Below are 25280 nucleotides of genomic sequence, written 5' to 3' on the forward strand. Positions count from 1 at the left end.
TGTTATGCCGATTGGGTTTGCGACTGCGATGAAGTGGCTGCGGTCGGCTTGATCGCCGAGCGCCGGTCGGCTTCGAGCACCCAGGTGTCCTTGGTGCCGCCACCTTGCGACGAGTTGACGATCAGCGAGCCTTCCTTCAGCGCCACGCGCGTGAGGCCGCCCGGCACCATCTGCACCTCCTTGCCGGACAGCACGAAGGGCCGCAGGTCGATGTGGCGCGGCGCGATGCCGGCATCGACGAAGGTCGGCGAAGTCGACAGGCTCAGCGTCGGCTGCGCGATGTAGCCGTCGGGCTTGGCCAGCACGGCCTTCTTGAAATCCTCGATCTCGGCCTGGGTCGAGGCCGGGCCGATCAGCATGCCGTAGCCGCCGGCACCATGCACCTCCTTGACGACCAGATCCTTCATGTTGGCAACGACGTAATCGAGCTCGTCCTTGTTGCGGCACATGTGGGTCGGCACGTTCTTCAGGATCGGCTTCTCGCCGAGGTAGAACTCGATCATTTTGGGCACATAGGGGTAGATCGACTTGTCGTCGGCCACGCCGGTGCCGACCGCGTTCGAGATCGCGACATTGCCGGCGCGGTAGGCGCGCATCAGGCCGGCGCAACCGAGTGTCGAGGTCGGGCGGAACACCTCGGGGTCGAGGAAGTCGTCGTCCACGCGGCGGTAGATCACGTCGACGCGCTTCGGGCCGCGCGTGGTGCGCATGTAAACGAAGTCGTCCTTGACGAACAAGTCCTGGCCCTCGACCAGTTCCACGCCCATCTGCTGCGCGAGGAAGGCATGCTCGAAGTAGGCGCTGTTGTACATGCCGGGCGTGAGCACCACCACGGTGGGCTCGGCCGTGGCCGGCGGCGCGATGGCGCGCAGCGTTTCGAGCAGCAGGTCGGGGTAGTGCGCGACCGGCGCCACCCGGTTCTGGTTGAACAGGTCGGGGAACAACCGCATCATCATCTTGCGGTTTTCGAGCATGTAGCTCACGCCGCTCGGCACCCGCAGGTTGTCTTCGAGCACGTAGTACTCGCCATTGCCGTTGCTGTCCGGGGCACGGATGATGTCGATGCCCGCGATGCTGGAATAGACGTTGTTCGGCACGCTCACGCCGATCATCTCGGGGCGGAACTGCGCGTTGTTGTTGATCTGCTCGGCCGGAATGATGCCGGCCTTGACGATGTCCTGGTCGTGATAGACGTCGTAGATGAAGCGGTTGAGCGCATTCACGCGCTGCACCAGGCCTTTTTCCATCTCGGCCCACTCGTGCGCGGGAATGATCCGCGGCAGCAGGTCGAACGGGATGAGGCGCTCGGTGCCCGAGCCGTCCTCGTCCTTGGCGCCATACACCGCGAAGGTGATGCCAACCCGGCGAAAGATCATTTCCGCCTCTTCGCGCCGCGCACGCATCACCTCGCCGGGTTGCTTCGCGAGCCATTGGTCGTAGCGCTGGTAGTGGCTCCGGATCGCCGCGCCTGCGTAGGGCAGCTTCTCGTACATCTCGTCGAATTTATGCATAGAACGACCAATCTCCTTCGCCATAGCTTAGCAAGTTCGAGGCCAATCCTCGTCCCGACCCGCCCTGAATTTCGCGCTCACGGCGCCCGGTGGTGCCAATAGCGCAGCGCCGCCGAACGCTCGCACCGCCACGCGTCCGGCGCCCTACTGTGCCACCACATGGCACCGCAATGCGCCGAATCGACCACCGGGATGCCACGCTCGCGATAGCGTTGAGTGACCTCGTCGGCCGGGTGGCCGAACCGGTTGCGATAGCCGGCTTGCACGACCGCGATGCGCGGCTTGACCGCATCGATCAGCGCTGCGGTCGACGAGGTCTTGCTGCCGTGGTGTGGACTCAGTTGGCGGAATTGAGTGGAAAGAGCGCCATTCCTGCCACTGGTTGACGCTGTGTGCGACAAAGCGGGATACAGTAGCTCCCCGCACAGTTCCCGCACACGAATCCCGCACACATGGCCTACATCAGGAAGTTCCGCAACGGATGGAGGGCCGAGGTTCAGAAGCATGGAGCCCGAACCAGCAAGGTTTTCGAGACGAAGCGGGAGGCTCAGAAGTGGGCCAGGGATGCCGAACTGGATCTGGATGCGGCCAAGGGTTCGGGCGGGATGACCTTCGGTCGGGCGATCACCAAGTATCTCTCGACAGCGGCCAAAGAGAAGGCGCCTGGGGCCGCGGAGTGGGAAGAACGCAGGCTGGACGAGATGGCGCTGTACTTCGGCGAGCACACGCCGCTGGTGGCGTTCACGAGCGTAAAGCTTGGGGAGTGGCGGGACGCTCGGCTGAAGGAGGTCAGCGGCTCCACGGTCATCCGTCAGTTCAGCGTCTTGCGCTGCCTGTTCCGCGTGGCCGTGGAAGAGTGGAAGGTGGTGGCCGTCAATCCATGCAAGGGCGTGCGGATGCCGGCGCACAACGCGGCCCGGCATCAGGTCTGGACATGGCAGTTGATCAAGCGGGTGCTGCGCGCCGAGAACCGGAACGAGCGCGAGGTGGAGACCATCAGGGCTTTCCACATCGCTCTGCACACGAGCATGCGGCTGAACGAGATCCTGCGCGCCCGGCTGGTCGGCAAGGTGGCGGTACTCGATCGGGACAAGGGCAGCGGGAAAGCGTCCGCGCCCGTCAAGGTTCCGCTCCCGCGCAAGGGCGCGGCTCTATTGGCAAAGTACCCGGCTTTCACGATCCAGCCGGACATCGCCAGTGCGACGTTCTCCGACCTGACTGACGAGTTGCTGATAGACGGGCTGACGTTCCACGACGCCAGGGCAAGCGCGCTGACTTGGTTGTCGCGGCGAATGGATGTCATGACGCTGGCCCGCATCAGCCGGCACAAGAACATGAAGACGCTCATGGAAAGCTATTACCGCGAGACTGCCGAGCAGATTGCCGCGCGAATCTAAGGCCTGACTCCCCTCCCCCTACCTGATATGGAGAATGAAATGACAATCCAGTGCATTTTCTGCAAGACAACCGTTCCTTCATTGCAGGCCGCTGAGCGTGCTGGGTGGGATTGGTTTACCGGGCACAACAAGGCTACGTCACACGCATGCGGGCTGTGCTTGCGCCGCTGCCGGGGTTCGTTCGATAGCTTGCGTGAGGTCGCCCACACGAAGCCGGAATTGCGGCGCAGCGTCCCCGCCTGACAGCCTCAGGTAAACGCCTCCCGCGGAGAGCACGCCACCGCTACCGCACGAACGCCAGCGACCCGACGATCACGATGCCGAGCAGTATCCCGATCACCAGCAGGACGTTGCCGAATATCACGCAGAGGCGGGCGATCATTGCGGCACCTGACCGGCGAGAGCGGCCTCGCGGCATTCGCGGTATTGCCCGGCGATCTCCACGAGTTTCAGCGTAGTTGCGCCGAAAGTGTCATCGCTTAACGGGCTCAGGCGCGGGCAGCTTGCCACCACCAGCGGGCTCGGCTGTGTCTCCCGTGAGAGCGGCATTGATGGCGCGCACGCTGTCAGGAGCATGCCTGCAATCCCGGTACACAACATTCTCGCGAACGATGGTTTCGGTCTTGCCGCGAACTGTGGTGTTGGTGACCTTGATTTGAGCGATGGCATCTGCGGCCCCTTGTTGCGCCGCAGCGCGTGTATCTCGAATGGCTTGGTCTACGGCTACCTGCTTTGCAATGACACGATCAGCGCCGGCAGACTGGCCGCGAACGTAGCCCGTGACCCCGGTGAAAACGGAAAAGGCGAGCGCGCCTAGCAGGAGCCACGGATTCATGCGAGCCTCCCGCCAGCCGTCAGGTAGACCGCGCGCAGCTTCGCCAAGTCGTTCTCGTGCTGACCGTAGCCGGCGCCCGGCAGAGACGCCCACAGATTGCGCACGCGTGCCACAGCCTCATCAAACCGGCCGCCATCGATCAGCGGCAACGCAGCACGCTCGCGAATCAACTGGATTGCCCACAGATCTTGCGACTCGGGGCCGAAGTCGGGCAGGTTCAGGATGTCGCGGTAGTGCGGCCAATGCACCTTCATGAACTGGTAGCGGCCCGAAGCGGTCGAGTACAGGCCCTTGCTGTTGATCTGCTTGGGCTTGCGACCACTGGCGAAGGGGTGCTCGCTGTAGTCGGTGAAGATCTCTGGGCCATCGACGCCGGTCACGATCACGTCATAGCCGTTGTTCTGTGTGATCGAGCTGGTGCTGGTGCCCTCCGACACGCCGAGCATGTCGAGGAAGGCTTTGCGGTTCTCGTTCATCATTTGCTCTCCAGTGGCGCCGTGATGGACGGCGGATCCTCGGCCGCGCCGCCGCGCATCTTCTGGCGGGCGTTGGCGATGGCATCAGTGGCGAAGCGGTCGACCACGCCGAGCCAGCGGCCACGGGAGGCGCCAGCCACGACGATGACAAGGATTCGGAAGTCTCGAGCGATCGCCGGGAGCGAGACAATGGTCACGGCGCCTGCGACGCTGTTGTATCCCTGGATGGCGATATAGGCGAAGCCGCCCCCTATCATCGCGACCACCAGATCCTTCATCAGCACGAGGCGGATGTTGCCAACGATCTCCTTCTCGCCGACGAGCGTGAGGATCGTCCGTCCGGCACCGCCGAGCAGCCCTGCAGCCAGAGCGCACAGGAGCGATGCCCAGTCGTATTGAGCGACGTCATCTACCAGCGTAGAGGCCGCGTAGCTCAATGCGCTGTAGCAAAGCAGCCACGCGACCAGGAGGCAGCTAGTCGTTCGTTGCATGAAGTTTCTCTCTACCCATTTGGGCGTTTACCGAAAAGCCGTAGCTGAAGGAAAGCATCAGCGAACAGAAGGCGCGGAAGAAGTAGGCCCACTCGATGGCGCCGAGATCCATGGGCATCGCCAGATTGCCGAGGTAGAGCCACGTCACGGCCGCGCCGAATGCTGCGCGCGCCGCTATGCCGCGAGGCCATGTGGTGCTGAGACTGGAAGGTCTGAAGATCAAAGCCAAGAGGTGAGGCACCATGCACAGAAGGCAGATCAGGAACGCGACGATGACGCACCAGATTGAAGGTGCGAGGGCCGCCACTTTGAACAGTGGAGACTGAGGAACCGTGAGCAGCACGAAGATTGGCTCGGCGACTAAGAAGTACCCGGCAACGGCGGTCAGCAACGCTGCGTAGATCCGAACCTCCGACTTGTCCTGGTCCAGCGGGATGCTTCGCGCGCGCAGGATGTAGTGGCGCAGGTTGGCAACGAAGTGGCTCATGTCTTGCCTCCGGTCGATCGCTCGCGCAGGCGCTTCCACTTGGCAATGATCCAGTTCAGGATGAAGGTGTAGATGGTTTTCATCGGGATCTCTTGTGGGGTTAGAGGCCGGTGGCCGCGAATAGGTCTGCGTGGACAGTTGGGCCAAGCACCTTGTCGAATACAACGTTCTCGCAGGTCCTGCCCTCCAAAGTAGCGACCGGGCCAGCGGCAAATCCAATTCTGTAGACATCGCCAGCGCCACCGTAATCAGTGCCGGCCATCGTCCCCGTCTGTACGGAAACCCCGTCCCGGTACATCGCGTAGTTGCCTGCTGCGTCAACTTCGAACGCAAGCAAGTAGGTCGTGTTGATCGCCAGCATGGACGCCTGCGAAAGGGTTGTAACCCCTCCGACGATCTTGACGAACTCCATCGCAGCGCCGTTAGATCGCCATTGATATTTCCGCCCCCCAAGGTCTTGATCGCGCTGAACACCGATCAGCCTCACTCCAGTAAGGTCCGTGGGGCGAATAATGGTGATAAGCGTCATCGCGGTCAAAGACGCAGGAAATGAGGAAGACTGGCCCCAGGTTCCGCCGGCAAAGTTTCCACCCGCTGTTGTCAGAGCGCCTGAACCTGGATACAGCGCAGCGTTTCCCAGCGAAACTGTCCCGCTGTAATTGCCGCTCGCCGCGACCTCATCCACCATCACCGTACCGCTTGCTTCGGCGTTTCGCCAATAGTTAACCGGCCCTTCAGCCATGACGAGGCTGTAGAAATCCGCCCCCCCTGGAGCGCCGCCGAAGCGGTAGGCATCGATGAGCATGCTCATGTCGGCGTGTACTCCACACAGACTTGCAAGCCCTTGGCGTCGGTTCCAGCGTCATCTATGTCAAAGGTGAATTTGTCGCCGCGGGAAAAGGAAACGGTCCCATCTAGCACTGCAGCAGTTCCCGTGATGCTGGTCGCCTCGGTCGCATCGATTGCCGGCCTGGTGGTGAAAACAGACCCGCCCGAGTCGTTCATGTCGACGCGTACCACGCCAGAAGAAGATGGGTCGTGCACGCCGATATAGACCGAAGCCAGGTCGCCATCTTCAGGGGCGAACCATTGCGCCTTGGCCGTTCCGGTCGTGAGATCCGTCGACATGTCCGACAGAGCGATGTTCACGAACTTCGTCGCTCCGCTCAAGCCGGCGAGCTCATCAACCGCTGCCTGCACGTCGGTGGCCACGAGGCCGCTGGTCGCGTTGTCGTAGGTGACGTCTTCGGCGGCCACCGAGCCCGCGCCGCCCACCGCCGCCCACCCGCTGGCCGTCGTCCATTGCTCTTGCGACCCATCGAAGTTGACGACAACGCCCTCGCTCGGCGCGAAGGCATACCACGTCCCGCCCATGAAAATCGCGATGTCGTCTTCGTCGAACGTCGCCCACTGCGCACCCGTTGCCGCGGCCGGGATGATGTAGATATCCCCATCGGTCGGGCTACCAGGCTGCGCGGTGGTTGCCTTGCTCAGGAGAAGGCCGTTCAGGATCTGGTGGCGCAAGGAGTTGTCGTTGGCCGGGATGCTGTTCTGGTTGGTGCCAGAGGCCCAGACGGCGAAGGGAAGGATGGGAGTGCTCATATTGATCCTGAAGTCGCCGGACCTGCGCCCGTGATCCGGTTGAGGGCAGAGACGCGCACCGTGAGAGGCGCGCCGAGTGCAGAGGCGTCGTAGGCGAAGCTCGCCGTCGCCGAGTCGAACGTGACTACCGGCAGCACGCCGTCATCCAGAGCGATGCGGTAGCCCTGGAAGTTGGTCGAGGCGACTGGAGCGTCATCCGTGCCGAAGCGATGCCGCGGCGCCCAGGACCCGGCAACGATGTCCGACACATCCCGCGCGAGCGACAACGAGGCGACGGTCCACTCCAGCTGCGACCGGCCGAAGTAGGTGTTGGTCTGCGGGGTGGCGTCTTCGGGCAACTGGTCGAAGCTCAGGGGGCGGTGCGTCAGGTTCTGCCCGATCCACCCCGATTGCGCCGGGATGTGCTGTGCGCGGCTGAGCATCACGAATATGGCCCCAACCGAATGCGAGCTCGAGCCCGAGTTCAGCTGCCCCCGGTGCAGCATCGTCAGCGCGAAGATGCCGTCGCCCTCGTCGGTCGCATCAAGGTACTGCATGACCTCATAGGAGCCGTCAGGCTTGGCGAGCGCGAAGGCCCCGCCTTCGGACAGGAACTGCGCATCCGTGAGGCTGTCGATCGTCTGCGTGTCGCGGTACAGCTGCACGCGCACCACGTTGGTCGTGTCGGTGTAGAACTCCGAAGCGACGGTAATCGCGTCCAGCAGCGAGCCCATGACTGCCGCGGTGTTGCTACTGGCGACCTTGGTGTAGTTCGCCCCCGCATCAAGACTGCGCTGAAGCGTCCAGCCATACCATGCCGGCATGCCGCCGGAGCCGGCCACCAGGTAGTGCAGGTCATCTTCCGAATCCGCCCGGCTGCCGATGTCCATGAACGCGAACGCGGTCTGCCCCACGATGGTCGGCGGTGGCGGCGTTGGGTCGGGGATCGGAACGCCCGTGCGGCTCGAGGTGTACGCGCTTTGGCGGTCGCGTCGCAGCTTCCACGAGATGACGCCGTCCGCATGCTCTGCCGACTCGATGCGCAGACGGTTGACCCGCCCACGAAGCGACAGGCCGATCGGGTCGGATGGCGTGTACTTGATGAAGCTCTCCGGCACGGACAGAGTGACCTCGCCATCGGCCTCGGCCCATGCGACCTTGTGCAGCTTCGCAGCCATCTGTGCGGCCTGGTCCTCGTTCAGCACCACAGGGACCTGAACGCTGATCTCACCCACCACGCGCGCGTCCGGGCTGCTGCGCGTGCTGGTGGCCTTGGGCACTTTGTACCCGCTCGCCGCGTGCTTGTAGAACAGGTGCGACTTCTTCGGATATTCGATCGCCTGTTGTCGCAGGGAGTCGTCGGGCTCCTCGACCAGGTCGTCGATGGTGAGCGTGGTGACGACGGCAGCGCCTCGCTTGGGATACCACAGCTTCTTGTCGTGTTCGCTCTTGTCGAAGAAGTAGGGAACCCTCAGCGTGTTGATCGCGTCGGCGCCCGTGTAGTCGCCGGCGAGCAGAAGGCCGGCGACCATGTCAGAGAGATCGGACACGTCGTACTTGCTGGCCGGCACGCTACAGCGGTCATGAAGGTCGGAAACGATGATGCCGAGCGACACAGGAAGACCCGCGAGCGTCGACGTGCCAGAGGCATATGAAGAAACCACAACGGGGTAGACCACAACGTCGGGATCCATGGTCCCCTCGAGCACCGCGGCGTCGCGCGCATCCTCCCAGAAGGCTGAATCGTCGTAGTTGGAGTCACCCGGGAGAAGCACGGGGCCAAGCGCGTTCTGGAACAGCACGCCGTCTCGATACTCCACGGCGCACAGCTGCTTGGCAGTGCCGACGACTGTTTCGAACCCCACCGGCGGCGACGGGATGCGCGTCACCCACAGCTTCAGGTTTGGCGTTCCCCTGGCCTGTGGAAAATTGCCGCCGATCGTTGGATAGTTCGTGCAGTTGTTGAAAAAGTAGGAATAGGGCCCGGTGGGCGACGACTCATAGTGAACGAGCTTCGAAAGGACAATGTCGGATGCGCCTCCAGGATCCATGCCATACAGAAGGCCGTCATCGACAACTGTCCCCTCGTTAGCGAACATGCCGCAAACGAAAGACCCGTAATCTGCGAAGTCCTGAAGCCACACGTCCGGCTCCCGCGCGGCGAGTCGATATACAACTATCTGTGGGTTGTCAGCGATCGTCGCTCCGCCGTCGAACACATTGCATGTATCGTTCGTATTGGTGTCGAACGCAATGAAGGTAGTGGCATCGGATGCGCTTGGTGTGCTTCCGATGTTCGCCGCCACCTGTGCTGCTGCGGCCTCGGTGAAACTGGTGTACCCGTCATCAATACCAGAAGTGAGACGGAATAGAGTATCCCCCTGCAGATGCTCAGGCCGACCGGTTGTCCAGTCATTGACGATCAGCGGGCCAATGACTTCCGTCGCAGTTGTAGAACCGGCAACCTCGAATCGATACTGAGGAATCGAGCCGCGGCGGTCGGTCAGGTCAACGAAGACCCGCACCATGTACGCGGTGCCGCGGTACGCCGGATGCCCACCCGGAACCGGGATGTTGTAGTCAAGGAAGAAGTCGGGCAGCTGGTCTTCGGTACCCAGGTAGATGCCAGATCCGAACAGCCATTGCTGCGACTCCGCGATCATCAGCGAGCCAGGCCGCACGTCGTAGACGAGCTTTTCGTCTTCCCAGATCCGCGTCACGCCCCCGATGGGGCCTTCGCAGATGCGGATGGCAAAGGTGCGGTAGCAGTGCTCCGTCGATGTGATCGTGCCGCCACCCTTGCCCTGCTCCGTTTCTACGTCCGCCTTGATCAGCGGCCCGCACGCCATGACGTTCCCGGTCACATCGACCGTGCCGTACACGATCCCTCGAGGAGCGCCCTCCGCGGATGTCTGGGCGCCCGTCTCGCCGATCCGCGGGCCCTGGACGCGCGTTGGCCCTTCGGCAATGCCGCCGACCACGTTGCCGACCATGTAGCCGAGCTGCGGCGCCCCGAAGAACGCACCTACGACGCCGCCGACGATGCCCCATGCAGAGCGACCCATTACAAAGGCCTCCGGAAGACCGCGGCGATCATCGCCAGGAAGTGATCGGTCAACCCGTGCTCAACCACCTTGCCTGGCAGCATGCGGCCATGCGGGCCGGCCTGCGGGGTACCGTCTGCATGAATGAGCGAAAGCCCGTGCCAAGCGTCGTCTCCGACGATGGCCAGGTGGTGCGGCTCCTTGACAAATCGCATTGCGACGACGTCGCCGACCTGGAGCAAGGCGCGCGAGACGACCCGGCCAACCGAACCCACCCACACAGGCGCGCCCAGCGCGTCTTCCACCGCACGCATGAGGCCATCGTCGAACGGCGTTCTTCCGTATTTCTTGAGATCGGGCAGCGCGACCCCCTCTTCCGCATAGCTGAGCCACGGCAGACCGGCGCAGTCGAGATGCTGCGCGGTGCGCCCAAGGTGGCGGTAGGGCACGCCGATGTGCGTGCGGGCGCGGGCTACGAGGCGGCTCATGTCGTGCTTCCACCGAGCCCTGCGCCAACCGTGGCGCCAGGCGTGTTGATCTGGTCTGCATCGGCCACCGGGATGTAGGGCTCGCCGCGGTAGTGGAGCTTCCACTCCGGCTCGCCGAAGTGGTCCTTGCAGCCGTTGTCGCCTTCCACCCACTTCGTGCAGTCACGGCGGATCTGGAAGGTGTCGCCCACCTGGATAGGAAACATGGTTTCAAAAGCCAGGTCGACCGTTGCGCCAGCCGTGAACTCCTCGACTTCAGACTGCCGGCCGGCGTTCGCGCCTTCGACCCACTTCACCATGCCAGGCGTGTAGGTGCCGGTCGCTCCGGAGATCGACGCAGTGAAGGTGCGGTTCGACTCCGCGCCCACCGTGAGAACTTCGCCGTCGACCCAGGTGTAGTCCTTGCCGCAGGGAAAGCGCTCCACGATGTCTGCGTCTGGCGTGCCGATCGGCTTGCTGCCGAAGGTGGCGCGGCAGGTCAAGGAATCCTTCTCGACGATCGACTGCTTGAGAAGCTTCGACAGGGAGGTCATTTCCGAGGTGAACGTCATGCCCTGAAGGTTTCGCATCTCTCCGCATTGGCCGTGCTCGACCACGACGTGGCCCATGGTCAGATCTTCGTAGTTGACGAGGTAGCGCGAGTACCAGGCGAAGTCGAGGATGCCGGCAGTGAGCTCGGCGTCGCTGAATGGAATGTCGAACTCCGGGATCAGATGCTCGGCGGTCGAGTTGTCGACGCTCATGTCAGATGCGCTGGCGATCGCAGAAGGAACCATGCCGATCGCCGACAGGTAGGTGATCTCGCCATCGCCGTCGTCGTACACCACGTCCCGATCGAGGCTGGTGATGCCGAAGGCCGAATACCCAGCCGTGACGGGCTCGATGCGAACGAGGAACGCGGTGGTGCAAACACCGCCATCGAGGTGCGCCTGCAGCGCCACAGGAACGTCCCTCATACGACGAAGTCCTCGACCAGGTCGATGCTGACGGCCGCCGAGATCACGGTGTCCCGGTCGAACGGAATGAAGTCGGCAGCGAAGCGCACGCGGACATCGAATTCGAACGAAGACTTGATGACCTGGCCAGAGGGCCAGGGCGCGGCCGGCGTGGCAAGGCCGGTCAGCGGATCCGTGGTAACGGCAATCGGCGTGCCGTTGGCAGTGATCACGACCGTGCTGGCGATAGGGAGCGTGATCGTGCGGACGAATGACGTCGAGCCGAAGGTGTAGGTCTTGGTGAGCTGGCGGGCGGTGCTGGTGCCGTCGCCGACCGCCATGGTCTGGCTCGTGGCCCGAAAGTCATTCCAGTCCTTGAACCGAAACGAGTGCAGCTGCCCGCGACAGGCGATGAATGCCGCTAGAACGTCGTTCTGGTCGATCGGGTTGAGTAACGTCCAGTCGGCCGTGTACTTGTGGTGCGGAAGCGCCCAGTCCTGCCGGCGCCGGTTCTTTCCGTTCGCCATTTCCTTCACGAGCGTGTTCCAGGATGGTCCGCCGCGAAAACCGACATTCACCCGCCGGTTGAGTTGCGCGTCAATGAAGGTCATGCGTACCGCCCTGCGCGACGGATCTCGGCGCTGACATCGCCTGCGATCTGGAGGCGAGTCCTGCGATCGACCTGGCCGCTGACTGGAACGCTGATGTAGGTATCCCCGCGCCTGCTCTTGCCTTCCGAGATCGGCGTCACGTTGCCACCCTGGGAACCCATGAGCAACAGATTTCGATTTCCGACGTTCAGCATCTCCGGGCCGCGCTCGCCGACTTCATAGATTCCATTGGCGGCTACAGGTCCGCCGATGGCCCTGCCCGCGAAATTGCCGGTCAACTTAAAAAGGTTGTCCAACGAGTCGCCAGACATTGAGTTCGCAAGCGATGTTTCAGCCCCGGTGCCGCCAAAGAGGCCACCGAGCATTCCAAACAATCCGCCGCCGCCCGAGCTTCCACCCTCCCCTGCCACGGTATTGCTCAGCGCCAACGCCGCGTTGGAAGCAGCGATAGTCAACTTATCGAGCGCCGAAGTGCTCGCGGAGGCGCTGGTCGACAGCGCGCCATCTGTACCCTTCTTCTTGCCGCCTCCGAGCAGACTACCCAGGAGACCCCCGACATCGCCTCCAAGCGAGTCTTTCAGGAAGCCAGACAGCGGCCCCGTGATGTTCTCTTTGACAAAGCCGCGCGCCAGGTCGCCTTGGATGCCCTCTAGCAAGGACTTTGCATCGAACTTCTTTCCCGTGAATAGGTTGGTGAACTGATCCTCCAGCCCCTTGAGGCCGTTCGTCACGGTCTCCTCGAAGTGCTTGGCCTTGTTCTGGGCTTCGTCGTAGTAGTTCGACAGAGCCTCGCTCGCCCCGAAGGTCCAGTCCTTTTGCAGCTCGAGCTTCTTTTCCCAGTAGTCTTTGTCGGATGCCAGGGCGCGATCGTGCGCGTCCTTTTCAAGCTGCAGGTACTGGTCAAACTCCTCCGACGTGATCTGCCCAGCGCGTCGCTGTTGGTCGAGCGAGTCACGCCGGCCCTGCAATTGGTCTTCGCGCTGATTGCGCCGACTGTCTTGCTCGCGGCGTAGGTTTCCCTTGCCAAGCCCGTCCAGGTCGCGCGCGTTCTGCTTCGAGATGGTGTCGACGTAGGACTGCGCAGCGGCGGCGGCCTGTTCGTACTTAATACGAATTTGGTCGAGCGCGTCTGCCTCTTGGATCGCCAGAACCTTCAGGGCCGCGGCGGAGTTCTCGCGCAGCTTGGCGAGCTTCGCCTGTGCGTCGAGAATCTTGCGGTCGTTGTCGATCTTTTCCTTGCCGGTCAGTTTCTCTTGCTGCAGGCGTTCGATCTGTTTCTCAGCGGCGGCCTGTTCGACGCGGTCGTTCTCCTGGATGAACGAACGCTTTTTCGCGTAGTACTCGGCTTCGCTGACTAGGTTGGCAGAGCGTTCTGCCTGCAGGATCTTTTCGCCGTTCGAGATGGTGTTCGAAAGAGCCTCTTGGGCTTTGCGGATCTCTTCCAGGTCGAAGGCGAGTTGAGCCTTGGCCTCTTGGGCGGCGCTGTTGTCAACCTTTCCCTTCCCACCCTTGGCCGTCTTGTCTTGGCTCAGGCGGCCGATGTTGAGTTTCGGACGAAGCGCCGCCGCCTGCTCGGCGATGGTGCCCGTGCTGCCGAGGATGCGAGGGTCTACGAACTTGGACGACTGTTGACCGATCGCCATCACACGCGCTTGAAACTTGTCGAGTTCGGAGCGCGCCTTGACCGCGTCGTCCTTGACCGCGTCGCTGATGGCGCTGAAGCCGGCGAAGTCCAGCGATGCAAGAGCGACCAGTTGCGCGGCAATGGCGCCGATCTCGCGGCCGACCGCCTTGAACGTGAAGATGACGTCGGAGGCAACCACCGTGATCGCCTGAAACACCGTGACGGCGCCACCCAGAGCACCCTTCAGGATGTCTGTCGCCGCGCTGGTGCCGTCCTCTTCCTTAGCGATCGACTTCAGAAGGTCGGTGATGTCGTTCAGGATCGGAATCGCATCGACTGCGGCAACCTGCAGGAACTGCTGAACTTGAGATTGAAGGCGAGCCTGGGCGTCGCTGAAGTCGTCGGCAGCCTTGGCTTGCTGGTCGGTCACATAGGCAGCGTTCGTGCCTTCTACCGCGTACTCCTTGAGAAAGCTAAGGAGTTCGGCGCCGGACTTGCCGAAGAGAGCGACAGCATAGGCGGTCTTCTCGGAACCATCCGCAAAACCATCCATCGCGCGAGCGACGGCCTGAAGTTGCTCGACGGGAGACAGCGCCTTGAACTTCTGGAAGTCTAGGCCGAGGCCGCTGATGGCATCGCCGACAAGTTTGGATTCGTCGTCTGTCTTGGAGAGTGCGGAGGTCAGTTTGACCGACGCCGCAGCGATGGTGTCGATGGACGTGCCGGCGACATCCGATGCGGTCTTGAGCGAGGAGATGTTGACGGCGGTGTCGCCGATCTTCTCGGCTAGGTCTTGGTATTTGCCGACTTGCCCGATGAGAGCGTTTGCGCCTGCCGCGGTAGCGACCAAGGCAGCACCAGCAGCAGCGGCCAGTGCGATGAAGCCGACGCGAAGACGGTTGCCCATCTCGATTCCACGCTCGTAGCCTTCGGACAGCTTTAGAGCCGAATCAGCGGCGTCTAGTTGCGCTTTGGACGCACCGCGCAGCGCCAGCGAATAGAGTTCGGTTTCGCGAGCGGACTTGCCGTTGGTCGCGGCTGCAGTCTGGAGCTTCTTTACGTAGTTGTCGATCGACCGCGACGCGCGTGCCGACGCCGTGCCCATCGAGTCGCCGATGTCCTTGCCAAGGCTCTTGATGGAGCGCTTTGCGTCATAGACCACCGCCTTCAGCTTGGTAGCGTCGGCAGAGACTTCGATTACTCCGCGTCCGATTACATCAGCCATGTATTTGTGCTTTCGGTTTCGAGCGCATTTGTTCCAGCGCGGCGAGTTCCATCACCTGAAGGCAATCGAAAACCTCGTCTCGCGTGTCGATGGGTGTCTTGGTGCGCCGCCAGATCTCAGGCAGCACGCCGTAGTCGAACCCGGTCGGGCCATTGCTGCCCCGCCACTGGGTGGACATCGTCGTGAAGACGATCAGCGCCTGCCAGTTGTCCGGCCAGACTTCCGTGGGGGCGCGGTCGCACGCCTCCTCCACGGTCAACCCGAAATAGGCAGCCTCTTCGGGCGTAGGCGGCTCAGGGTCGGGCGTGTAGAAAGCGCGTGCGACCGCCCTCAGTTTTTTAGCTTGCTCTGCGTCAGTTCTTCGAGGTAGGCGCGGTAGACCGCGAGCGCCACGCCGATGTGGTTCTCCAGCAGCATGGAAACGTTTTCCTTGTTGAATTCGTCGTCCAGGCTCCAGCCGACGACCATCTCGGCAAAGATCTCGTCGTCACCCTTGCCCTGGCGCCACTCGATGAACTCGGAGAGCGCCTTCTTCGTCCGGTGCTTGAACGTGACCAGCACATCGACCGTCTCGCCGCCAGCGGTCGGAAAGCCGACCTTGGCGGCGAAGGTCGGGCTGGCCTTCAGTGCGAACTTCGCCATTACGCGGCGTACCGAACTGGTTCAGACAGGAATGACAGCGTCACTTCGACGGCCATGATCTCGTTCACAGTGAGCGTTGGCGTCTTGTTGAGCGAGATGTAGGCGTTGTAGAAGATCGTCGCGCCGCTCGGCAGCGTGACGCGCACGGCGCGCGGCAGGCGGTCATCGTTGGCGACAGAGGCCAGGATGTAGCCGGCCAGCGTCGGATCGTCCGCGACTTGCAGGGTCAAGCCACCCGCAGACTTCACGGTCGGGATGCGCTTCTGTGCGTCCGCTTCAAGCAATTGGTATTCGAGGAACTGCTGTTCGCCACCTTGCGAGCTGGAGCCGAGGATCTGGGCGAGCTGCGTCCAGCCGGTGATCTCGCGAACCGTACCCACGCCGCCGCCGATCGGGTAGATGCTAGTCAGGCTCGTGTCGATGCCCAGGAGCGGAACGTCGTTCGTCGCGACAGTGCCAGCCTTGACGATTTTCTCGGTCAGGCGCGACCAGCCGCTGGTGACTTCCATGATGTCGCCGGTCGCAACGCCGTGCGCGGCTTCCAGCGTTGCGACGCCGGGGTTGGCGTTGGTGATGGCCGACACAGCCTTGGAGACGCCGTAGCCGGAAGCGATGGCGATAAGGGCGCCATTGGGGAGGGAAATTGCCATGATGAGCCTTTCGGAGAACGAAAAAAAGCCGCTCAAAGGCGGCTTGGTTGATGTGCCCGGAAAGGGCGGGAGGGGAAAGAAGGTCTAGCGGTTAGACCAGATGGAAAAATCTTGACGAGTACCGAACAGGTTGGTCTCGTCTTCCTTGTCAGAAACGAACGCGACCAGGGGCTTGGCTTGAAACACAGTTGCCGCGACGAGAGCCGCTTCGACCTGCAGCGCCAGAGAATTTGCTTCTCCGCGGGTGGTCGACCAGACATTGATCTGCATACGCCCATTGCGCTTGCTCGGGACCGCCGCCTCCAAGAAGGTCGGGGCATCGCCTCCAACCTGCTGGTATGTCATGTATGGCTTCACCACGCCGAGCGGCGCCACGTCTGGATAAACGCGGTTGCTCACAAGCGTTTTTAGCGTGTTGAAAAGATCGGACTCGAGGCTCATGTTTCATTCGCCAGGCGCTGGGCCATGCGTTCACGCCCTACCTTGATGGCCTCGCCGACGCGGCTGAATGCCGGCCGCAGGAAGGGATGTGCTGGCATCTTGGAAGTGCCGAACTCGAGTAAGTGCCCGTGCGGCGCCTTGGTCTTGTTCCAACTGATACGGTAGGTCTTCTGCGAGTCGGTCGATTTCTCTGGCGAGTAGGCCCAGTAGATCGCTTCGAACAGGTTGCCGGTCTTGCGGCCCAGGCGCGGAGGTGAGGCGTTCAGCTTCACCTCGTCATAGATCACTCGACCCATCGCCGCGGCGCCAGAGAACAGAACCTTCTCTTGAATCACTTTCTCGAACTTCGAAAGTGCTCCTTCAAAGTCGCCAGTCAACTTGCCTTCGACAAAGTTAGCCAAGATTCGCCCCTTGCTCGCACGCGAGGTCGACGTACTGCCGGTTCTGCTTGTTCGGCAAGACGGTCTGAATGTTGTAGACCGCGCCGTCAGCATCCACGACACGCATTCCAGCGGTCACATCAGTGCGCTTTCGGATTCGGATACTCACCTTGGCGACGCTCACCGGAGCATCAGCGCGAACAGCCTCAAGACCCGACAAGTAGCGAATATCAGCCCACACAGCAGCAAGTTCGGGCCAGCCCGGGATCATCTGTCCAAGCGCATCCTGCACAAGCCCAGCCTGCTGAATGCTGACCTTGTTGTTGATCTGCTGGGCGAACATCAGACCCCCATCAGCCGACGATAGGGTTGCCAAAGATCTTCTGCAGCGGCCCGAAACCTTGGGCGATCAGCCGGACTCGCGTCGAAGTCGGCATGAATCATGACCATGACGCCTTGGCACGCATCCGCAGCAACCGGGTCTTCACTCGATTCGATGTCCTCGCTGCTGCTCTCATCCGGGTAGTCCAGCGGCAGGGTCGGCAGTTCGGTTCGATTGGTGAAGCGCAAGCATTCCTGAATCGCCGATGCGAGCAGACGAGTCAGAAGCGCGTCGCTGTTGGTGTCGGTGACGCGCAGCGCCTCCTTGACCTGTGCGAGTGTGATCGTGCTCATAGATAGAGTTCCGCGTCCTTGCCAACCCATCCGCGCAGCATCGCGCCATCTGGGTCATGTGTTCCGTTGAATTCCTTGCTGTGTCCGATGCCGATGCCGCCGCGCCCTGGCAACCCTTTGATGCCGACAACATGCTTCGTCTCGTACAGCCCGCGCGTACCGTGGAAGTTTCGCCATAGGTTCAAGTCGATGAACGAGACGCCCGGTTTGCATTCCTTGCGGAACTGCTCCAGCGCCGCGCCGCGCATCGCCGTACTGCACAGGCTTGCGTGCCTGCTGTTGATCAGTTGCCGCCCCTTCCTTTGGGCGACGTTGTAGTAGCGCGCGTGGCTTTCTCCGACGAGCTCGCTACGGTCAAGCCACCCATGGACGGCCGACAGATACCCCGGGCTGTAGTGGTCGTCATCCTCGATTGCGACCACGTATGCATCTCTCTCAATCCGCGCCAGCCCAGCGGCGAGGTTTCGCGCCTGGCTGTTCATGCCGGGCTTCCACCGAGGCGCCGGTCGGGCAACCTCCAAGGACCAGCCGGCACGCGCGAAGCTGATCGGCTGCGCCTCCTCGCCGTCATCCACGATCACCCAGCGCACGGCGCGGTCGTAATCCTGTGCGGCCATCCAAAGCTCGCACAGCGCCCAGGCTTTTGGCCGGCAGCCCGTCGCCGTTAGCAGGGTCAACACTGCGCGATTCCGAAGACGTGCAGCGGAAGATCGCGCTGAGACCATTCCTGTCCGTGGTTGTTCAGGCGGATCCTGATGGACCCCTCGTTGACAGTCTCCACGTTTTTGAACCCTGCATCCTCGAGCAGAGACTTCAGGCCGTTCGGCGTGTAGCGGAAGTAGTCATCCGGGAAGCCGTGGATCGGGAAACTGGTAAGCGTTGTTACAACCAGCCAGCCACCAGGGCGAAGTACTCGCTTTAGTTCCGGCAGCGCGATCCATGGCCGCTTGACGTGCTCCAGAACCTCACTGCACAGCACGCCAGAGAACCGGCCTTCCCATTCCTTCGGAAGTTCGTGAATGTCGGCAACCTGGTCGACGCCTTCGCCGGCCTGCATGTCAACGCCCATCCACTTTCCGCGTGCAAGATCTCGATTGACGAGCCACCAGATCCCGGGCCGGTGGATCCGGCTGCCGGTCTCGAGCACGTCATCGCCGAGTTTTTCGGCGTGGCGCTCGATCCATCCACGGATCCGACCTCGCACTGTGTCAGGCGGCAACTTGTTCAAGCGCTTCTTCCAAACTCATGCACGGGAACACCTCTAGGGCGGTCTCGCGGCTGCAATTGATGATCTCTACGCCCTCGCAATCGTTCGCGAGAGACTGAAAACGCGCCGGCCATTTGTCGATCGATCCGGCATTGCCCAACTTGGCATAGTCCGCGTGCCAGTGGGCCTTCCCGTCTGTCTTCTGGCAGTCGTAGCCAAGCATCAAAACCCGGTCTGCGCCACCTTGGACTGCCAATGCGATCGCCCCGCAACCCGAGTTGTGGTGCGCCTTGAAATGAGCGGGCATCAGGTGCTTCACCTGAAACTCTTCAGGAAGCTTGTTGCTGCTGAACCGATGGCCTCGAAAGTCCCGCTTCACTTCTTCGATATAGGTGCGCCACCAGTCAACATCCATCGCGAACAGGGCATCAGCCCATGGCGCCATGCGAAAGGAGGTGTTGGCGACGACTACGCCCCGGCCTTCTTCGGCCTGCCGCCACGCTTTGACGGCTTCGGCGTCTGCTCGGGTGAGGCTTGGCCCGCTTGCGATGCAGACTGCTTGTCGCCAGCGGGCACGGAGGGGCGCTCACGGATCACTTTCGTGTCGTAGGGTTCGACCCAGCCTTTGGCGCGCCACTGCTCAGCGAGTTTGTCGGGGAGTTCTGCGGTGTCGCCCTGCTTCAGACGACCCAATTGGTCATGCAGCAGAACTTTGGAGAGGATGGAAACTTTCATTTCAACCTTTCGTGCGCGAAAAGACGGGGCCGAAGCCCCGCCGTTCCATTACGCGTCGAACTGACCGTACATGATGCCGCCAGGGAGTTCCACGCCCAGGCCGAGGCGCTCTTCCGCGCGGATCGTCACCAGGTTGTTCGTGAAGTCGGAGCCGACATAGCCCATTTCCACCACCGCGCCAGTGCGGTTGTAGACCGTGGTCGAGCGGTTGAACGCGCCGACCGCGAAGTAGCCCGCGGCCATGTTGGTCGAGAGCACGATGCGCAGGCCGAACGGGTTCATGCCGGCAGCAACGCCCGGGGCGCCGTACATGTACGCACCATCAGTCAACTTGGTGCGCTCTAGAGCGCCCCAGTCGGCCGGGTTCACGATCACGGCATCCGGCGTGTAGCCGTTGGCCCAGAGCAGGTACTTCGCCTTGTTGATCGCGTCGACCAGGTTGTCGGTCGAAGTGCTCGTGTAGGCGGTGAAGTTGCCCGAGTCGGTGATGCCCGAGATGTTCGGCGAAGTGCCGTTGCCGTTCAGCAGTTGCAGGTCGATGCGCTGGGCAAGGCCGTCACGCAGGCGACCGTCGATGCGAGCCATGACGGCCGGTGCATCTTCCATCAACTGCTTCGACACCTTGATCCAGTGCGCCACCGTGGTGATCGGCACGTTGTAGGCTTCGAAGGTCAGGTCTGATTCCGGCTTGGCAGCCCCTTGCGAGACTTCCGCCGCATCGTTAGTCCACGACAGTTCGCGCAGGCTGTTCACCATGTTGGTCGAGACCGGCACGGACGGGAGCAGATCGCGAATCGAGAGCGGCTTGAACGGCGGCAGGATCAGGGCCTGATTTTGCTGCGGGAACGTGGTCGTGCCCGAAATGGCGGTGACCGTGTTCTTCACTTCCATGCGAACCTTTTCGCGCTGGCCGGTCTGGAACTGCTTGAAGCCTTCGCTCTTGATGAACTCGGCGCCGGCAGAGAGCTTTTCGTCTTCGTGCTTGATGCCAGCTTCCTGCTTTTGCGACAGGTCGGTCACCGAAGCGGCGAGGCTCTTGAACTGTTCGGACAGTTCTTTGACCTCGCTCTTCACTTCGGTATCGACCTTGCCCTTTTCGGCGAGCTGGCCTTCGAATTTGGTGATTGCCTGGTCGAGTTTCTCGCCCACGCTCTTGAGGCCGGATTCGACCATCGACTTGACTTCATCGGACATGATTTGCCTTTCGGAAATGAAAAAGCCGCCTCAAGGGCGGCTGGATTGCGGAGGGTTGGCGGTGGCTACGTGCGGAAGCTCGCGAACAAGTCGCGCACCTCCATGGCAGCCTTCACTTCGGCGTCGTGATCACCACGCGCCAGGGTCTTGATGCGCCCCACCAGGGACGTTGCATCAGCCCTCGAGAACCCGCCAGCCTCACGCAGTAGGGTTTCGATTTCCTTGAGGGAAGCGCATTCGTCAAGAGCGCACTTCACATCGATGATTCGGGCCGATTCGTCGGCCGGGTAGTCCACGATCGAAACCTCTTTCAGGTACTCAATCTCGTGGATCTCGCGCCCTGTGGCGCTTTTCTTGTAGCCGGTCGGACGAAGGCCGTAGCCGATAGAAAGCCCGTCGATGGTGCCGTGACGCACTGCGGCGAGCACGTCTTCGGCCATCTTCAGCCCGGGCGTGAACTCTGCGTGTTTGACCAGCAACCCGTGGTCATCCTGCTCAAGAAACATCTTTCCGATCGGCAGTTCTCGGCGCTGGTGCAGATGGTTGAAATACATCTTGACCTCACCACCGTTCGCCGAGATTGCCTTGGTAAACGCGCCCGGCCGCATGGTGTCTCCATAGTCGTCTACGCCACCAAAGACCGACGCATAACCAGTGAAGGTCGGTTTGTCCGACGCAAACTTGATCTGTGCGTCAGTCAGTTTGAGGGTCTTGAATTCCATCGTTATTCCCTTGCGGCGCGGGCGCCGGTTGCTTCGTCCCTGCCAATTCGATAGGCACCATTGCGCCTTGGATGTACAACTTCCCGCCGCCAGGCATGGATGCGCGGCTCTCACTTTCGCGGGCCTCGTCGGGGGTCAGGAACCCGCCAGCAATACCGATGCGATAGGACTCATAGCGCGACTTCTGGTCAGCGCGAAGCAGAGCGTCGAAGTCAAACTCCGCGGAATAGCGCAGACGCTCGGCCGGCGTGAGCAGGTTGCACAGAATGCTAGCCTCGATCTTTTCGCAGATCGGGCGCAGCGTGACCTTGTAGAAGCCGGCGACGATCTCGCTGATACCGGATCCCCAGACCGTCGAGCCGCTGTTGTCGTTGACCATTACCGAAGGGACGCCATACCAACGGCAGATCTCGGCGAGTTGCCACTTGCGCGAAGCTAGGAGCTCGATGTCTTGCGGCGTCAAACTGACTGCCTGAAACTTCATCCCGGCTTCCAGTGTGAGCATCCGGTCGTCAGTGCCTTCACTCAACGTGCTGAAGTTGCTCTTGATTTCTGCGCGCTGGTTCGGCGTGAGGATGCGGTCGACGGTCAGAACACCGGAAGGCTTCGCGCCGTTTCGGTAGATCTTCGTCACCGCGCCTTCGGCAGCCTGCGCAATGCCCAGCGTGTTGCGCTGGTAGGCCAGCGGCGACATCCCGATGATCCCGTTGCCCATCAACTTCAGATGCCAGATGCTTTCCGCCGCGTACACCGAGACATCCGCCCCGTTCGTGTACTGATAGACGACAGCCCCGCCCTGCAGGAGCGTGACTTCCATCTGTGCCGACATCAGAGGCAGGAGGCTTGTTATCCGGTCTCCCGCTCGAGTGATTCGGCAATACGCATTGCCGTGCATCACCAGGTTGAGCATTACCGTCTCGAAGAATTCGACTTTCGTCTGATATCGGTTCGGTTTCCCGGAAAAAATGATAGAAAGTGCGTGCGATTCAGCAACTTTTCGGCCGTTTTCGGTCGTTTTGTAGAGCGTCAGAGGCAGGCTCGCGACCGTCTCTGCAAGCAGTTTCACGCAGGCCCAGACGCCCGACAACTGCATTGCCGAATCCCACGTCACCTCCGCAGCGGCTTCTTGCGCGTAGCTCCCGGGCGAGGCGAATTGCAGGCCGAAAACACGGCGCAACCCCCCCATCACCCAGTTGCCGAGAGCGTAGAAAGGGTTCATCGGAGGATCAAGGGGTTGCGAATGAAGTCATCGAAATTGCCCTTCGATTCAGGATTCAGGGCCATCAATGACACAGCGTTGAAAGTAGCCATCAGCGGATCGATCTTTGCCGTGCCCGATGCTTGCTTCGTGATGAGAATCGAATTGCCGCGGGGCTCAACCTTCGCGTTGCCCACGCACCAGTTCATGAGACGCTGGCCGCCGTGGATCAATCCACCTTCGGCCAGCCGGCGCTCGGTTGTTTTGATGGCACCGCCGAGCTTCCATCCCTGCGAGATGCCGATTACTTTTTCCTGCGGGATCTCCGCTTCCATGAGCGCGTCAAGGATGCCGCCGATGCCGGCAGGGTCGACGCCAACCATGTCTAGCAACCCGGATTCCTGCACCTGGGCGACGATTTCCGTCACCTCTGTGATGTCGTCGCCGATCACCTTGGACAGCGTTAGGTCGCGGTCTTTGGCGAAGTCGTAGAACCTAGCCGCCTCGCTCTTGCGGCGCTCCAAAACAGAGGGATGCGCCCATGCATGAGTCCAGAGCAACCAGTCGCGCGTTACCTTGTCGCGGCCCAGCACCGCCAGGCCGAGCAAGTCGTCCAGACCGCCGCCGTCAATCCCGATGTCCACCACTTCGGAGCGCTCGAGCAACTGCTTCAGAGTCATTCCCGCAGGCCGCGCTTGACGCTCCCAGTAGTCCGCGCCGGCCCAGCGATCAGAGCGCAGGGCAAGCCCGATTTCGACGTTGGCGTGCTTACTCAGAAAGCCGCGCATCGACTCTTCGCCATCGTTCTCGGCTTTGTGGAACTCGCGCTCCAGGAACTCGCGATCGACGGAATAGCCCATGTTCGGGTTCACCATCGGGAAGTTCTCGGGCTTCAGATGCTCCTTCGCCTCGATCATTTCCTGAGGAAACTCGTAGAGGATTGGAACGAACCGCGGATCGAGAACCTTGCCGTCCCTCACATCGCGTGCGTACTGCAACTTCTGCCGAAACACCCCTGCAGGAGGGTCGTCTGACTGCGTTGTAAGCCAGATGATGAACCCCTCAGGGCGTGAAGCCAGGCCACCAGTCGCCTCGCGCAGCATGTTTTCGGCGTTCGCCACCTTGCCGAACAGCCAAGCCTCATCAATCAGGATTCCGACCGCCTTCTTGCCGCCGACCGTGTTGTTGTCGGCCGCGACGATCTTCAGATTTGCGCCGCTTTCCCGGTGCGTGATGGTCTTGACGTGCGTCTGAACATGCATCATCGCGTCCAAATCCTCGTCCTTGAGGCACATGTCACGCGCTGGCGCGTAGCTGTTGTTCGCGATTTCCACCGTGGGCGCCAACGAAATGAACTCCGCCGACTGCCGCCAGTTCCGAATCAGCGCCGTCAGCATGATCGCCGCGGCTACCGTCGACTTCGAATTCTTCTTTGGGATCAGGACGAACCACTCAGTGATGAGTCGCCGGCCAGAATCCACGTCGTATGCGCCGAAGATGGACCGAGCCAGGTCGAACACCCAGGGCGCGCACGCCTCGCCGATGGTCGGGCTACCAGGCGCATCGACAATCTTCAACTCGCGCATTACCGCAAGACCGCGCTCCGCCTCCTCCGGGAAGATCGGCGGCGGGATGATCGAACCACCCGCGCGCAGCCGATCCGCCCAATCAGGGCAGGCGGTAGACCATTCCGGCATTTATCGGCCAACCAACTTCAGCGGAGGGGCCGCAGCAGCAAATTTTCCAGCGCCAGCCTTCTTCGCTGCATCGCCTTGCGCGTCCTTTTTCCCGCCGTCGCCCTTCTTGGTGTGAACGTAGGGAAGAAGTGCGGTCAGCGCCTTGAACTGTTGCGCGCTCACTTCCATATGGCCGAGCGCGACCAACTCCAGGGTCGGACGCGGGTCAAGCGGCTCGCCATCGACTGCCATAGCGACTTCCGGCGCAATGAAAACAGGCTCTGCCGGCTTCCGACCGGCGCCAGGACGCCTACCGCCGCTCTTGCCTGCTACGCCAGCCATTTGATTGCCATTTGAATAGCCCCAGAGGGAGATTTATTGTCTGCGTGCGGAACCGAGCGGTTTCCCGGCGATCGGCCCTGCCGACTTCGTCCCCACCCCCTCCCCCTCGATCGGGTCAGGGCGCTTCAGGACTGCGCAGGAGCGTCGATCTCGGCCGCCTTGAGGATTCGGATGACCTTGATGAGTTCGCCTATCCCAGCCGGATCGGACATATAGGTGGCAGTAGCGACCACATGGTGAGGGTGGATCTCCAGGTTGAGCGACATGCAACGGGTTGCCGACATGCCAAGCGCCTCGAGCATCTGGACACCTACGTTCTTATGCGCCATCAGTAACCTCTCGCCCGTTGGACTGCTTCAGCATCCGTCTTCGCCTTGTGACACTCGTTGCACAAGGCCTGCAGGTTGCTCTCGTTGTTGCTGCCGCCCTGCTCCCTTGGGATGCGGTGGTCTATCTGGTCTCGGGTTGGCACCCATAGGCGCTTGCAGGTAGCGCACTTGTAGCCATGGGCGAGGGCTACTCGCTGCCTCTTGGCCATCCATGCACGCCCGCGCTCCATTTCTGTTGCGCCTGCTTTGGTGTCCATGGTGCGCACCCTGCTTGTGGTTGCTGTGCCGAGCCTTGGCTTCAGCGTAGTGAGGGCCATAGGACTTCCCTTGTGGGTGGCCGTCTGCCTGTACACCTCACCCGCCATTGCCTTGAGGCAGGGGCCG

32 protein-coding genes are annotated in these 25280 nt (G+C 61.8%); 1 reads left to right on the forward strand and 31 read right to left on the reverse strand.

The window, feature by feature from the left end; all coding sequences use genetic code 11:
• Nucleotides 1-2: 2 nt before the first annotated feature.
• Both ACSFA8_RS20550 and ACSFA8_RS20555 read right to left on the reverse strand, forming a co-directional pair.
• On the reverse strand, nucleotides 3-1511 hold the full coding sequence (locus ACSFA8_RS20550) for a circularly permuted type 2 ATP-grasp protein (protein WP_435481329.1): 1509 nt from the start codon (nucleotides 1509-1511) through the stop codon (nucleotides 3-5).
• A gap of 77 nt (nucleotides 1512-1588) precedes the next feature.
• On the reverse strand, nucleotides 1589-1912 hold the full coding sequence (locus ACSFA8_RS20555) for a ComEC/Rec2 family competence protein (RefSeq protein WP_435481330.1): 324 nt from the start codon (nucleotides 1910-1912) through the stop codon (nucleotides 1589-1591).
• Nucleotides 1913-1963: 51 nt separating this feature from the next.
• Here ACSFA8_RS20555 and ACSFA8_RS20560 point away from each other — a divergent pair, with 51 nt between their 5' ends.
• Nucleotides 1964-2908 carry a tyrosine-type recombinase/integrase gene (locus ACSFA8_RS20560; RefSeq protein WP_435481331.1) on the forward strand — a complete coding sequence of 315 codons (945 nt, stop codon included), beginning with the start codon at nucleotides 1964-1966 and terminating at the stop codon, nucleotides 2906-2908.
• A 472-nt stretch (nucleotides 2909-3380) separates the two neighbouring features.
• Here ACSFA8_RS20560 and ACSFA8_RS20565 read toward each other — a convergent pair whose 3' ends face one another.
• From ACSFA8_RS20565 to ACSFA8_RS20705, 29 genes are all read right to left on the reverse strand, one after another.
• The gene (locus ACSFA8_RS20565; RefSeq protein ID WP_435481332.1) at nucleotides 3381-3743 is read right to left on the reverse strand and encodes a hypothetical protein; all 363 of its coding nucleotides are present in this window, start codon (nucleotides 3741-3743) and stop codon (nucleotides 3381-3383) included.
• Nucleotides 3740-4222, reverse strand: a complete 483-nt coding sequence (locus tag ACSFA8_RS20570; protein ID WP_435481333.1) for a glycoside hydrolase family 24 protein — start codon at nucleotides 4220-4222, stop codon at nucleotides 3740-3742. Before ACSFA8_RS20570 ends, ACSFA8_RS20565 begins: the two co-directional genes overlap by 4 nt.
• Nucleotides 4219-4710 carry a hypothetical protein gene (locus tag ACSFA8_RS20575; protein WP_435481334.1) on the reverse strand — a complete coding sequence of 164 codons (492 nt, stop codon included), beginning with the start codon at nucleotides 4708-4710 and terminating at the stop codon, nucleotides 4219-4221. Before ACSFA8_RS20575 ends, ACSFA8_RS20570 begins: the two co-directional genes overlap by 4 nt.
• A complete protein-coding gene (locus ACSFA8_RS20580; protein WP_435481335.1) occupies nucleotides 4694-5197 on the reverse strand; it encodes a hypothetical protein in 504 nt (167 codons plus the stop codon). The genes ACSFA8_RS20575 and ACSFA8_RS20580 overlap by 17 nt, the downstream gene beginning before the upstream one ends.
• Nucleotides 5198-5297: 100 nt before the next feature.
• Complete coding sequence (locus ACSFA8_RS20585; RefSeq protein ID WP_435481336.1) at nucleotides 5298-6008, reverse strand: LamG-like jellyroll fold domain-containing protein; 711 nt, start codon at nucleotides 6006-6008, stop codon at nucleotides 5298-5300.
• Nucleotides 6005-6799, reverse strand: a complete 795-nt coding sequence (locus tag ACSFA8_RS20590) for a DUF2793 domain-containing protein (protein ID WP_435481337.1) — start codon at nucleotides 6797-6799, stop codon at nucleotides 6005-6007. Before ACSFA8_RS20590 ends, ACSFA8_RS20585 begins: the two co-directional genes overlap by 4 nt.
• On the reverse strand, nucleotides 6796-9843 hold the full coding sequence (locus ACSFA8_RS20595; RefSeq protein WP_435481338.1) for a phage tail protein: 3048 nt from the start codon (nucleotides 9841-9843) through the stop codon (nucleotides 6796-6798). The genes ACSFA8_RS20590 and ACSFA8_RS20595 overlap by 4 nt, the downstream gene beginning before the upstream one ends.
• A complete protein-coding gene (locus ACSFA8_RS20600) occupies nucleotides 9843-10310 on the reverse strand; it encodes an NlpC/P60 family protein (protein WP_435481339.1) in 468 nt (155 codons plus the stop codon). The genes ACSFA8_RS20595 and ACSFA8_RS20600 overlap by 1 nt, the downstream gene beginning before the upstream one ends.
• The gene (locus ACSFA8_RS20605; RefSeq protein WP_435481340.1) at nucleotides 10307-11266 is read right to left on the reverse strand and encodes a DUF2163 domain-containing protein; all 960 of its coding nucleotides are present in this window, start codon (nucleotides 11264-11266) and stop codon (nucleotides 10307-10309) included. Before ACSFA8_RS20605 ends, ACSFA8_RS20600 begins: the two co-directional genes overlap by 4 nt.
• Nucleotides 11263-11856, reverse strand: coding sequence for a DUF2460 domain-containing protein (locus tag ACSFA8_RS20610; RefSeq protein WP_435481341.1), 594 nt, complete (start codon nucleotides 11854-11856; stop codon nucleotides 11263-11265). Before ACSFA8_RS20610 ends, ACSFA8_RS20605 begins: the two co-directional genes overlap by 4 nt.
• A complete protein-coding gene (locus ACSFA8_RS20615) occupies nucleotides 11853-14705 on the reverse strand; it encodes a phage tail tape measure C-terminal domain-containing protein (protein ID WP_435481342.1) in 2853 nt (950 codons plus the stop codon). Before ACSFA8_RS20615 ends, ACSFA8_RS20610 begins: the two co-directional genes overlap by 4 nt.
• Nucleotides 14698-14958, reverse strand: a complete 261-nt coding sequence (locus ACSFA8_RS20620; RefSeq protein WP_435481503.1) for a DUF1799 domain-containing protein — start codon at nucleotides 14956-14958, stop codon at nucleotides 14698-14700. Before ACSFA8_RS20620 ends, ACSFA8_RS20615 begins: the two co-directional genes overlap by 8 nt.
• A 77-nt stretch (nucleotides 14959-15035) precedes the next feature.
• On the reverse strand, nucleotides 15036-15347 hold the full coding sequence (locus tag ACSFA8_RS20625; protein WP_435481343.1) for a phage tail assembly chaperone: 312 nt from the start codon (nucleotides 15345-15347) through the stop codon (nucleotides 15036-15038).
• The gene (locus ACSFA8_RS20630; protein WP_435481344.1) at nucleotides 15347-15997 is read right to left on the reverse strand and encodes a phage tail protein; all 651 of its coding nucleotides are present in this window, start codon (nucleotides 15995-15997) and stop codon (nucleotides 15347-15349) included. Before ACSFA8_RS20630 ends, ACSFA8_RS20625 begins: the two co-directional genes overlap by 1 nt.
• 84 nt (nucleotides 15998-16081) lie before the next feature.
• The gene (locus ACSFA8_RS20635; RefSeq protein ID WP_435481345.1) at nucleotides 16082-16438 is read right to left on the reverse strand and encodes a DUF3168 domain-containing protein; all 357 of its coding nucleotides are present in this window, start codon (nucleotides 16436-16438) and stop codon (nucleotides 16082-16084) included.
• A complete protein-coding gene (locus ACSFA8_RS20640) occupies nucleotides 16435-16839 on the reverse strand; it encodes an HK97-gp10 family putative phage morphogenesis protein (RefSeq protein ID WP_435481346.1) in 405 nt (134 codons plus the stop codon). Before ACSFA8_RS20640 ends, ACSFA8_RS20635 begins: the two co-directional genes overlap by 4 nt.
• Nucleotides 16832-17161, reverse strand: a complete 330-nt coding sequence (locus tag ACSFA8_RS20645) for a phage head closure protein (protein ID WP_435481347.1) — start codon at nucleotides 17159-17161, stop codon at nucleotides 16832-16834. Before ACSFA8_RS20645 ends, ACSFA8_RS20640 begins: the two co-directional genes overlap by 8 nt.
• A complete protein-coding gene (locus tag ACSFA8_RS20650; RefSeq protein ID WP_435481348.1) occupies nucleotides 17161-17493 on the reverse strand; it encodes a head-tail connector protein in 333 nt (110 codons plus the stop codon). Before ACSFA8_RS20650 ends, ACSFA8_RS20645 begins: the two co-directional genes overlap by 1 nt.
• Nucleotides 17490-18173 (reverse strand): glycosyltransferase family A protein, encoded by a 684-nt coding sequence (locus ACSFA8_RS20655; RefSeq protein ID WP_435481349.1) that lies wholly within the window; start codon nucleotides 18171-18173, stop codon nucleotides 17490-17492. The genes ACSFA8_RS20650 and ACSFA8_RS20655 overlap by 4 nt, the downstream gene beginning before the upstream one ends.
• Nucleotides 18167-18721 (reverse strand): class I SAM-dependent methyltransferase, encoded by a 555-nt coding sequence (locus ACSFA8_RS20660; protein WP_435481350.1) that lies wholly within the window; start codon nucleotides 18719-18721, stop codon nucleotides 18167-18169. Before ACSFA8_RS20660 ends, ACSFA8_RS20655 begins: the two co-directional genes overlap by 7 nt.
• The gene (locus ACSFA8_RS20665) at nucleotides 18702-19145 is read right to left on the reverse strand and encodes a hypothetical protein (protein WP_435481351.1); all 444 of its coding nucleotides are present in this window, start codon (nucleotides 19143-19145) and stop codon (nucleotides 18702-18704) included. The genes ACSFA8_RS20660 and ACSFA8_RS20665 overlap by 20 nt, the downstream gene beginning before the upstream one ends.
• Before the next feature lie 23 nt (nucleotides 19146-19168).
• A complete protein-coding gene (locus ACSFA8_RS20670) occupies nucleotides 19169-19435 on the reverse strand; it encodes a hypothetical protein (RefSeq protein ID WP_435481352.1) in 267 nt (88 codons plus the stop codon).
• Nucleotides 19436-19483: 48 nt separating this feature from the next.
• Nucleotides 19484-20629: a phage major capsid protein gene (locus ACSFA8_RS20675; RefSeq protein ID WP_435481353.1), complete on the reverse strand. Its 1146-nt coding sequence runs from the start codon at nucleotides 20627-20629 to the stop codon at nucleotides 19484-19486.
• A gap of 65 nt (nucleotides 20630-20694) precedes the next feature.
• The gene (locus ACSFA8_RS20680) at nucleotides 20695-21351 is read right to left on the reverse strand and encodes an HK97 family phage prohead protease (RefSeq protein ID WP_435481354.1); all 657 of its coding nucleotides are present in this window, start codon (nucleotides 21349-21351) and stop codon (nucleotides 20695-20697) included.
• The gene (locus tag ACSFA8_RS20685; protein WP_435481355.1) at nucleotides 21323-22570 is read right to left on the reverse strand and encodes a phage portal protein; all 1248 of its coding nucleotides are present in this window, start codon (nucleotides 22568-22570) and stop codon (nucleotides 21323-21325) included. The genes ACSFA8_RS20680 and ACSFA8_RS20685 overlap by 29 nt, the downstream gene beginning before the upstream one ends.
• Nucleotides 22567-24246: a terminase large subunit gene (locus tag ACSFA8_RS20690; protein WP_435481356.1), complete on the reverse strand. Its 1680-nt coding sequence runs from the start codon at nucleotides 24244-24246 to the stop codon at nucleotides 22567-22569. The genes ACSFA8_RS20685 and ACSFA8_RS20690 overlap by 4 nt, the downstream gene beginning before the upstream one ends.
• Entirely contained in the window at nucleotides 24247-24477 is a 231-nt protein-coding gene (locus ACSFA8_RS20695) for a hypothetical protein (protein WP_435481357.1), read from the reverse strand.
• 215 nt (nucleotides 24478-24692) lie between these two features.
• Nucleotides 24693-24869, reverse strand: coding sequence for a hypothetical protein (locus tag ACSFA8_RS20700; RefSeq protein WP_435481358.1), 177 nt, complete (start codon nucleotides 24867-24869; stop codon nucleotides 24693-24695).
• A gap of 26 nt (nucleotides 24870-24895) precedes the next feature.
• Nucleotides 24896-25261 carry an HNH endonuclease gene (locus ACSFA8_RS20705; RefSeq protein WP_435481359.1) on the reverse strand — a complete coding sequence of 122 codons (366 nt, stop codon included), beginning with the start codon at nucleotides 25259-25261 and terminating at the stop codon, nucleotides 24896-24898.
• Nucleotides 25262-25280: the final 19 nt, after the last annotated feature.

Origin of the sequence: Variovorax nitratireducens, assembly GCF_051216545.1 — a bacterium.
Classification (GTDB): Bacteria; Pseudomonadota; Gammaproteobacteria; order Burkholderiales; family Burkholderiaceae_C; genus Variovorax.